9 protein-coding genes and 1 tRNA gene are annotated in these 7,778 nt (G+C 68.2%); 1 reads left to right on the plus strand and 9 read right to left on the minus strand.

Annotated elements, in window-relative coordinates; all coding sequences use genetic code 11:
• Positions 1–375 (plus strand): zinc finger domain-containing protein (locus tag AC1DHD_RS11715; RefSeq protein WP_476879880.1); only part of this gene is annotated, 375 nt, incomplete at its 5' end.
• A gap of 97 nt (positions 376–472) precedes the next feature.
• Here the strand turns inward: AC1DHD_RS11715 and AC1DHD_RS11720 are convergent.
• The 9 genes from AC1DHD_RS11720 to AC1DHD_RS11760 all read right to left on the minus strand — a co-directional run.
• Positions 473–549, minus strand: a tRNA-Pro gene (locus AC1DHD_RS11720).
• Positions 550–711: 162 nt separating this feature from the next.
• Positions 712–2,262: a ribosome biogenesis GTPase Der gene (gene der / locus AC1DHD_RS11725; protein ID WP_476879881.1), complete on the minus strand. Its 1,551-nt coding sequence runs from the start codon at positions 2,260–2,262 to the stop codon at positions 712–714.
• Complete coding sequence (locus AC1DHD_RS11730) at positions 2,259–2,957, minus strand: lysophospholipid acyltransferase family protein (protein WP_476879887.1); 699 nt, start codon at positions 2,955–2,957, stop codon at positions 2,259–2,261. Before AC1DHD_RS11730 ends, der begins: the two co-directional genes overlap by 4 nt.
• 49 nt (positions 2,958–3,006) lie before the next feature.
• Entirely contained in the window at positions 3,007–3,735 is a 729-nt protein-coding gene (cmk, locus tag AC1DHD_RS11735; protein WP_476879882.1) for a (d)CMP kinase, read from the minus strand.
• A complete protein-coding gene (locus tag AC1DHD_RS11740; RefSeq protein ID WP_476879883.1) occupies positions 3,735–4,844 on the minus strand; it encodes a prephenate dehydrogenase in 1,110 nt (369 codons plus the stop codon). Before AC1DHD_RS11740 ends, cmk begins: the two co-directional genes overlap by 1 nt.
• A 3-nt stretch (positions 4,845–4,847) precedes the next feature.
• Positions 4,848–6,047 (minus strand): pseudouridine synthase, encoded by a 1,200-nt coding sequence (locus AC1DHD_RS11745; protein WP_476879884.1) that lies wholly within the window; start codon positions 6,045–6,047, stop codon positions 4,848–4,850.
• A gap of 110 nt (positions 6,048–6,157) precedes the next feature.
• The gene (gene scpB / locus AC1DHD_RS11750; RefSeq protein WP_476879885.1) at positions 6,158–6,811 is read right to left on the minus strand and encodes an SMC-Scp complex subunit ScpB; all 654 of its coding nucleotides are present in this window, start codon (positions 6,809–6,811) and stop codon (positions 6,158–6,160) included.
• Complete coding sequence (locus AC1DHD_RS11755; RefSeq protein WP_476879886.1) at positions 6,808–7,656, minus strand: segregation and condensation protein A; 849 nt, start codon at positions 7,654–7,656, stop codon at positions 6,808–6,810. The genes scpB and AC1DHD_RS11755 overlap by 4 nt, the downstream gene beginning before the upstream one ends.
• An 8-nt stretch (positions 7,657–7,664) precedes the next feature.
• Positions 7,665–7,778, minus strand: a 114-nt coding sequence (locus AC1DHD_RS11760) for a ParA family protein (RefSeq protein WP_476879888.1), incomplete at its 5' end; no start/stop codon positions are given.

Raw genomic sequence — 7,778 nt, forward strand, 5'->3', positions numbered from 1 at the left:
GGTGTACTGCGCAGCCAAGGCATCATGGCGGGCATCGGGAACGCGTATAGCGATGAGATCCTGCACGCGGCCAAAATCTCGCCATTTGCGATCGCGGGCTCCCTGGAACCGGAGGTGGTGCGGCGCCTTTATGACGCCATCCACGATGTCCTCGGCGCGGCACTGGCGGAGGCAAAGGGGAAACCGCCGGGTGAGCTGAAGGATGCGAAGCGGAGCCACATGCGGGTGCACGGGCGGGCCGGGCAGGACTGCCCGGTCTGCGGGGACACCGTCCGGGAAGTGTCGTTTGCGGACACAGCGCTGCAATATTGCCCCACCTGCCAGACCAAGGGGAAGATCCTGGCRGACCGCCGGACGTCGAGGTTCCTGAAGTAGGAACTGCCCGCGCGGGCGGCGGTTCGGCGTCGGGGTCCGTTGCGCGAAACAGAAAACCCCGCCACTCCGTTGCCGGAATGGCGGGGTACTTTCTTGTTGGTCGGGCTGACAGGATTTGAACCTGCGACCCCTTGACCCCCAGTCAAGTGCGCTACCAAGCTGCGCTACAGCCCGCTGGTTCCGCCGTTCTCCGCTCACCATGATTTCCCTTGTTTGACCAAAAGAATTCATCCGAGCAGTCCGGCCGAACCACCTCCAAAAGCTTACACGATTCCGGAGGGTGCCCGTGACACTTTGACCATGTCACGGGAACTTTTCCCTCGGCGGGTGCCGGAACTAACGCTTCTTGCCGCGCTTTTCCCGGACCCGCATGTTGACCTCGATGGGCRTGCCCTCGAAGCCGAACGTTTCCCGGAGCCGGCGGGTGATGAAGCGGCGGTACCCGGGATCGAGGAAGCCGGTGGTGAACAGCACGAACTTCGGCGGGCGGCTCGAGGCCTGGGTGCCGAAGAGGATGCGGGGCTGCTTGCCGCCGCGGACCGGGTGCGGGTGTGCCGCGACCAGTTCGCCGAGGAACGCGTTCAGGCGGCCGGTGGGGATGCGCTTGTCCCAGCTCTCCAGGGCGGTATCCAGGGCAGGAACCAGGCGGTCCTTGTGCCAGCCGGTCTTGGCGGAGATGTTGACGCGGGGAGCCCAGGCCACGTGGGCCAGGTCCTGTTCGATTTCGCGTTCCAGGTAGGTGCGGCGTTCGTCGTCGAGCAGGTCCCACTTGTTGAACGCGAGGACCAGCGCGCGGCCGGATTCGATCGCCAGCTGCAGGATGCGGACGTCCTGTTCGCTGAGGACCTCGTCCACGGCGAGGAGCACAACGGCCACCTCGGCCTTTTCAAGTGCGCTCTGCGTGCGCAGGGAGGCGTAGAAGTCCGCGCCCTGGGCCATGTGCTGGCGGCGGCGGATGCCTGCCGTGTCCACAAAACGCCAGGTGCGTCCGCCGAGTTCGATGAACTCATCGACCGGGTCGCGGGTGGTCCCGGCCGTGTTGTCGACGACGACGCGTTCGGAACCAGCGAGCTTGTTCAGCAGTGAGGACTTTCCGACGTTCGGGCGGCCGATCAGGGCGATCCGGCGGGGGCCGCCGGTGCGCTCCAGGCCCTCAATCGTGGAGAACTCAGGCAGGGTGTCCATCACGTGGTCCAGCAGGTCGGCAACGCCGCGGCCGTGCAGGGCGGACACCGGGTACGGCTCGCCGAAGCCAAGGCCCCACAGGGCGGCCGAGTCGGCCTCCTGGACGAAGTCGTCCACCTTGTTGGCCACCATGATGACCGGCTTCTTGGACTTGCGCAGCATCTTCATAACGCCCTCGTCCGTGGCGGTCGCGCCAACGGCGGAGTCCACCACGAACAGCACGGCATCGGCGAGTTCCACGGCCATCTCGGCCTGCTCGGCGACGCGGGCGTGGATGCCGCGGGCGTCGTGCTCCCAGCCGCCGGTGTCCACAACGGTGAAGTTCCGGCCGTTCCAGTGTGCCGAATACATCACCCGGTCGCGGGTGACGCCGGGAGTGTCCTCGACGACGGCTTCGCGCCGGCCGAGAATGCGGTTGACCAGGGTGGACTTGCCAACGTTCGGGCGGCCGATGATGGCCAGGACCGGGTCGAGCCTGACCGGACCGTCAAAGTCCTCGTCCTCGTAGCGGCCGCTGAGGAGGGCCGCGTCGTCCTCGTCGAGGTCGTAGTCGTCCAGGCCGGCCCGGAGGGAGGCCGCGCGGAGCTCGGCTTCCTCGTCGTCCAGTGCGGCGAGGTTCTCAGCCACCTGGTCCGTGCCGGTGGGCGTGTATTCGTCTTCGCCGGCGCCAAAATGGCCGGGGGTTTGAGTCGTATCGCTCATTGCACTTTCCTTAGGTGGTGATCTGCCGGCGTCCCGGCTACTGCTGTCTGAAGTTCTTGCGGGGAATCCGCGTCGGGCAGGCGCTGCCCGCTGCACCGGACCGTGTCCTGGACGTGCCGCGCCAGGGCGGCCCGAATCTCGGTTCCCACCCTGTCCATTGAAGCACGCCCGGTCTCTCCGGGCCTGCGGCTGACGGTGAGGGCCGGGCCGAAGCTGACGTGCAGCCGGCGGCCGGGACGGGGAACGGTGTTGAGGTGCTCGCCGCTGATCCGGGTTCCCAGGATCGCGACCGGGATGACGGTGGCTCCGGAGTTCAGGGCGAGCCACGCCACCCCGTTGTTGATGCTGGCTGCCTCGCCGCTCCCCCGGGTGCCTTCGGGAAGTATCCCAACGCACCGTCCGGCGTCGAGCACTGCCTTGGCCCGCTGCAGGGCCGCCCGGTCACCGGACCGGTCCACGGCCAGCTGGCCGGAGACCGTAAGGACCCGGCCGAGGAAGCCCTTGAACATCTCCCTCTTGACGAAGATGTGCATTGGTCGCGGCGCTGCCCCGAACATCACGGGCCCGTCAAGGAAGCTGATGTGGTTGCCTGCGAAGATCACCGGCCCGGCCGCCGGGACGTTGGCGCGGCCCTTGATGGCGGTCCGGTACACCACGTGGTCCAGGATCCAGCCGATCGGCCGGCTCCAGGCCATGGTTCCGTGCAGGAACCACCGCCCCGGCAGCCGTCCCGCGCCGGAGGCCTCAGTCACGGGCCAGGACCGTGTGGTTGATGACCCGGTGCACAATCCCGAGGGCCGCGTCCACGGTCTGGGCGAAGTCGAGGTCCGAGGAGTCCAGGGTCACCACGCCGTCGGCGGCCTGGGTGAAGTTCACCACGGTGGAGTCCTTGGCGTCCCGGGCGGTGACCTGCGCGGCGAGCTGCTCGGCGTTCTGGCTTCCGCCGAGCTGGATGCCGCGGCGGCGCAGCCGGGCCTCCTCGCTGGCGGTGAGCAGCATCCGGACCTCTGCGTTGGGCGCGACGACGGTGGTGATGTCCCTGCCCTCCACCACCATGCGGCGGTGGTGCTTTTCGATCAGCTCGCGCTGCCGGCGGATCAGTTCGGTCCGGGCGCCGAGGGTGGTGGCGATGGCACTGACCGCCGAGGAGATGGCCGGTTCGCGGATGGCCTCGGTGATGTCGACGCCGGCGACGCGGACGTACTCTTCCTGCGGGCTGGTGCTGATCTCGAGCTGGAAGCCTTCAGCCGCAGCTTCGATGGCTTCACTGTCCGCGAGGTCCATGCCGCTGTCCAGGCAGAACCAGGTCAGCGCCCGGTACATGGCTCCGGTGTCGAGGTACGCGAGCCGGAGCCGGCGGGCCACCTCCTTGCTGACGCTGGACTTGCCGGAGCCGGAGGGGCCGTCAATGGCCACCACCAGGCTCTTGCCGGGGCGGACGACGTCCACCGTTTCAATGAGTTCCTGGGTCATTACTGGAGTACCCGCCATCCACGGTCGTTGAGGGCTTCAATGAGCAGTTCGTGTTTGTTCGGCAGCACGGAGAGTTCCACCATGCCGACATTCTGTCCTGAGGAGTGATCCAGCCGGAGGTCCTCGAGGTTGACGCCGATTTCGCCGATCTCGGTCAGGAGCCGGGCGATCTGGCCGGGCGTGTCGTCCACCAGGACTGTCAGCCAGGAGTAGGCCTGCGGCGGTCCGCCGTGCTTGCCCGGGATCCGGGCCTGGCCGGCGTTGCCTTCGCTGATGAGCTGGGCGAGGTCCAGCCGCGCACCGGGCGCTGAGGGGTCCTCGAGGGTGCCGATCAGCCGGTTCAGGTCCTCGCGGACACCGTGCAGGATCTCCACGACCTTGCCGGCGTTGGCGCCGAGGATCTGCACCCACAGCGTGGGATCGCTCGCCGCGATCCTGGTGACGTCACGCAGTCCGTTGCCGGCCAGCGACAACGCATGCAGCGGCGTTCCCTGCAGCCTGCTGGCGACCAGGGAAGACATCACCTGCGGCAGGTGCGAGACCAGGGCCACGGCTTCGTCATGTTCGTCGGCGCCAAATTCGGCGACGACGGCGCCCAGGTCACTCGCCAGGGCGCGGGCGGCCTGGAGGGCTTCGGGCCGGGTTTCGTCGGTGGGGCACAGCACCCACGGCATCGAGGTGAACAGTTCACCGCGGGCCGCGACCGGGCCGGACTTCTCCCGTCCCGCCATCGGGTGGGTACCCACGTACCGGCCGAGGTCGGCGCCGCGTTCGCGCAGTTCCGACTGGATGCCGGCTTTGACGCTGGCAATGTCCACCACAACGGCGTCGGGGTAGTCCGTGAGGGCACGGGCGACGACGTCGGCGGTCACGTCCGGCGGCGCTGCGACCACCACGAGTTCCGGGGATTCGCCGCCAAGGCGCGCCAACGGCAGGCCGGCGCCGATGTCGACGGCGACGGCCTGGTTGGTGGGCGACGGGTCGGAGAGGAACACAGCGACGCCGCGGCCCCGCAGTCCCAGTCCGATGCTGGTCCCCAGCAGTCCCGTGCCCACGACGACGACCGGCCCGTTCAGGTGGCCGCGGCCGTGGGTGCGAAATGCGGACATGCCTTAGAGCCCCACGGATGCCAGCAGGTGGCCGACTTCCTGCTTGCCGAGGTTGCGGATGCTGCCCTGGCGCTGGTCGCCGAGGCCGATGGGACCGACCTTGACGCGGACCAGGCGCAGCACAGGGAAACCGACGGCGTCAAAGAGGCGCCGCACGATCCGGTTCTTGCCSGAGTGCAGCACRACCTCGATCAGCACGTGGCCCGGRGTGGAGTCSACGAGCTTGAAGGAGTCCACCGAGGCGATGCCGTCCTCGAGTTCGACGCCGGCCTTGAGCTGGGCGCCGACGCCCTGCGGGAACGGCCCGCGGACCTGCACGAGGTAGGTCTTGGGCACTTCGTAGGAGGGGTGCGTGAGCCGGTTGGCGAGTTCGCCGTCGTTGGTCAGCAGCAGCAGCCCTTCGGTGGCGACGTCCAGCCGGCCGACGTGGAAGAGCCGTTCGCCGTGGTGGTTGCGCACGAAGTCGCTGATGCACGGGCGGCCGTCCGGGTCCTCCATGGTGGAGACAACACCCTTGGGCTTGTTGAAGACCATGTAGACCATGTTTTCGTCCAGCTGGATGCGCAGGCCGTCCACGTGGATCACGGAGGTCTTGGGGTCCACGCGCATGCCGAGCTCGGTGACGACCTGGCCGTCGACCTCGACACGGCCTTCAGCGATCATCTCCTCGCAGACACGCCGCGAGGCGACGCCGGCGGAGGCCATGACTTTCTGGAGCCGGACGCCGTCGGCGTCGTGCAGCTCGGACTGCGGCACGGGACCGCGCGGGCCACGCTTGCGGGTGGGCTTACGGACGGGACCGAGGTTCTGGCCGAAGCGTTCGCCGCCGAAGGCGCTGGAACCGGTAGCTTTGGCCGCGCCGGCGCCGATGCGCGGCTTGGGCTTGAGCGCGCCCGGAGTCCCGGGGGCTTTCCCCGCGCCGGGCTTGCGGTCTGCTGCCTTGCGGGCAGGGGCCTTGCGGGCTGCGGGCTTGGCACCGCTCCGGCCGGCGTCCGGGGCAGCGCCGCCGGGGTTCAGGTCCGGATCGACGAAAGCCTCTTCGCGCGGCTTGGGCCGCTTGAACGGCCGGTCCCCGCCGCCCTTGGGGAAGTCGCGCTGGCCGCGGCCGGCGCCGCCCGCACCCTGGGTGCGAGCTGATTGCTGTCCGGCGCCGGTGCGTCCGGAACCGTTACGTGGTGAACTCTGGCGTCCCGCCTGTGTCATGACCCGTCCTTCGTTTGGTGGCCCGCGGCGGCTGCCTCACGGCAGTCCCCCACCGGCCGGGCAAATGGTTCTGCCCTGGTGGATTTTCAGTGCGCAGGCAGTGGAGCTGCCTACATTCTTCCTGCATCGTAAAACTCTGCTATGCCTTCGAGCCCAGGAAGATGGGGTGAAAGCTGCGGCAACTCAGCCACCGAGCCGATTCCCATGCGTTCGAGGAAATACGACGTCGTGCGGTACAGGATGGCCCCRGACTCCGGATCGTTTCCCGAATCCTCAATCAGGCCGCGCTGTGTCAGCGTCCGCACCACGGAGTCAACGTTGACCCCTCTAATTGCGGACACCCTGGCCCTGGAGACGGGCTGGCGGTAGGCGATGACGGCGAGCGTTTCGAGTGCCGCCTGCGTCAGCCTGGCTGTTTGGCCCTCCAGCACGAATCCTCCGACGATGTCGGCGAACTCGGCGCGGGAGTAGATCCGCCAGCCTCCGGCGATGTTCCGCAATTCAAAACCCCGGGGGGCGGTAGGTTCCGCATCCGGGGCATTACCAGTATAGCCGTTATACTCCCGCTGCAATTCCTGCAGCAGGGAGTCGACGACGTCGACGGTCAGGTTCAGGCCCGCGGCCAGTTCCGGGGCGGTGGCCGGCTGGTCGATCACCATCAGCACCGCCTCGAGCGCGGCGCGGGCGCCGCCGGGCAGTTCCGTGAGGTCTGGACCCTCTGCTCCGGTGGTGTCGGCGGCGGCGCTGCCAGGTGTTGCGGTCACGGTTGCTCCTCGTATTCTTCGCTCAGCTTCTCGCTGGTCCAGTCCGGATCGTCGGCAGTCCAGTGCACGGACAGTTCACCCAGGGGAAGCAGCTGGTCGAAGGCCACGGCCTTGTCCCGGAACATCTCAAGCAGGGCGAGGAACCTGGCCACCACCACGAGGGTGGATTCGGCGTCGGCAATCAGTGCCCGGAACGTCAGGGCCGACCCCAGCCGCAGCCTGAGGCCGATGATTTCGGCCTGTTCCTTGACGCTCACCGGCGTTCCGTGCAGGTGCGCCAGGCCCACCTCGGTGGGGGCGGCTTCCTTGGGCGTGAGGGCGGCCTCGGCCAGGGCGGCGAACTGCTGCGGGGTGTGTTTCCAGACCAGGTCCGGCAGCATGGCGGCGAAGTGTTCTTCCAGGGCTACCTGCCGGGGATAGCGGCGCCCCTCCAGCTCCAGGGTGGTGCCCATGAGGCCGGCGACCTGTTTGAAGGCCCGGTACTGGAGCAGGCGGGCGAAGAGGAGGTCGCGGGCTTCGAGCAGGGCGATGTCCTCGTCGTCCTCGACTTCACCGGCGGGGAGCAGCCGGGCGGCCTTGAGGTCCAGGAGGGTGGCGGCGATGACCAGGAATTCGCTGGCTTCATCCAGCGCCCAGTCCTCCCCGAGCTGCCGCAGGCCCTTGGTGTACTTGATGAACTCATCGGTGACCGTTGACAGCGCCACCTCGGTGATGTCCAGCTGGTGCTTGGAGATTAGTCCCAGCAGGAGGTCGAAAGGCCCGGTGAAATTGGCCAACCGGACCTCGAATCCGGTCTTTTTCCCGGGCGGAGCCAGCTCCGCCGTCGGGGTCACTGTCGCCGCCACGGCCCTGCTTAGGGCGCGCCGCCGCGCGAAATCAGCTCTTTGGCCAGGCGGCGGTAGGCGTCGGCGCCGGCGTGGTTGCCGGCGTAGCTGGTGATCGGTTCGGCCGCGACGGTGGCGTCAGC

It is taken from the genome of Arthrobacter sp. 05L45_2, from assembly GCF_056397525.1.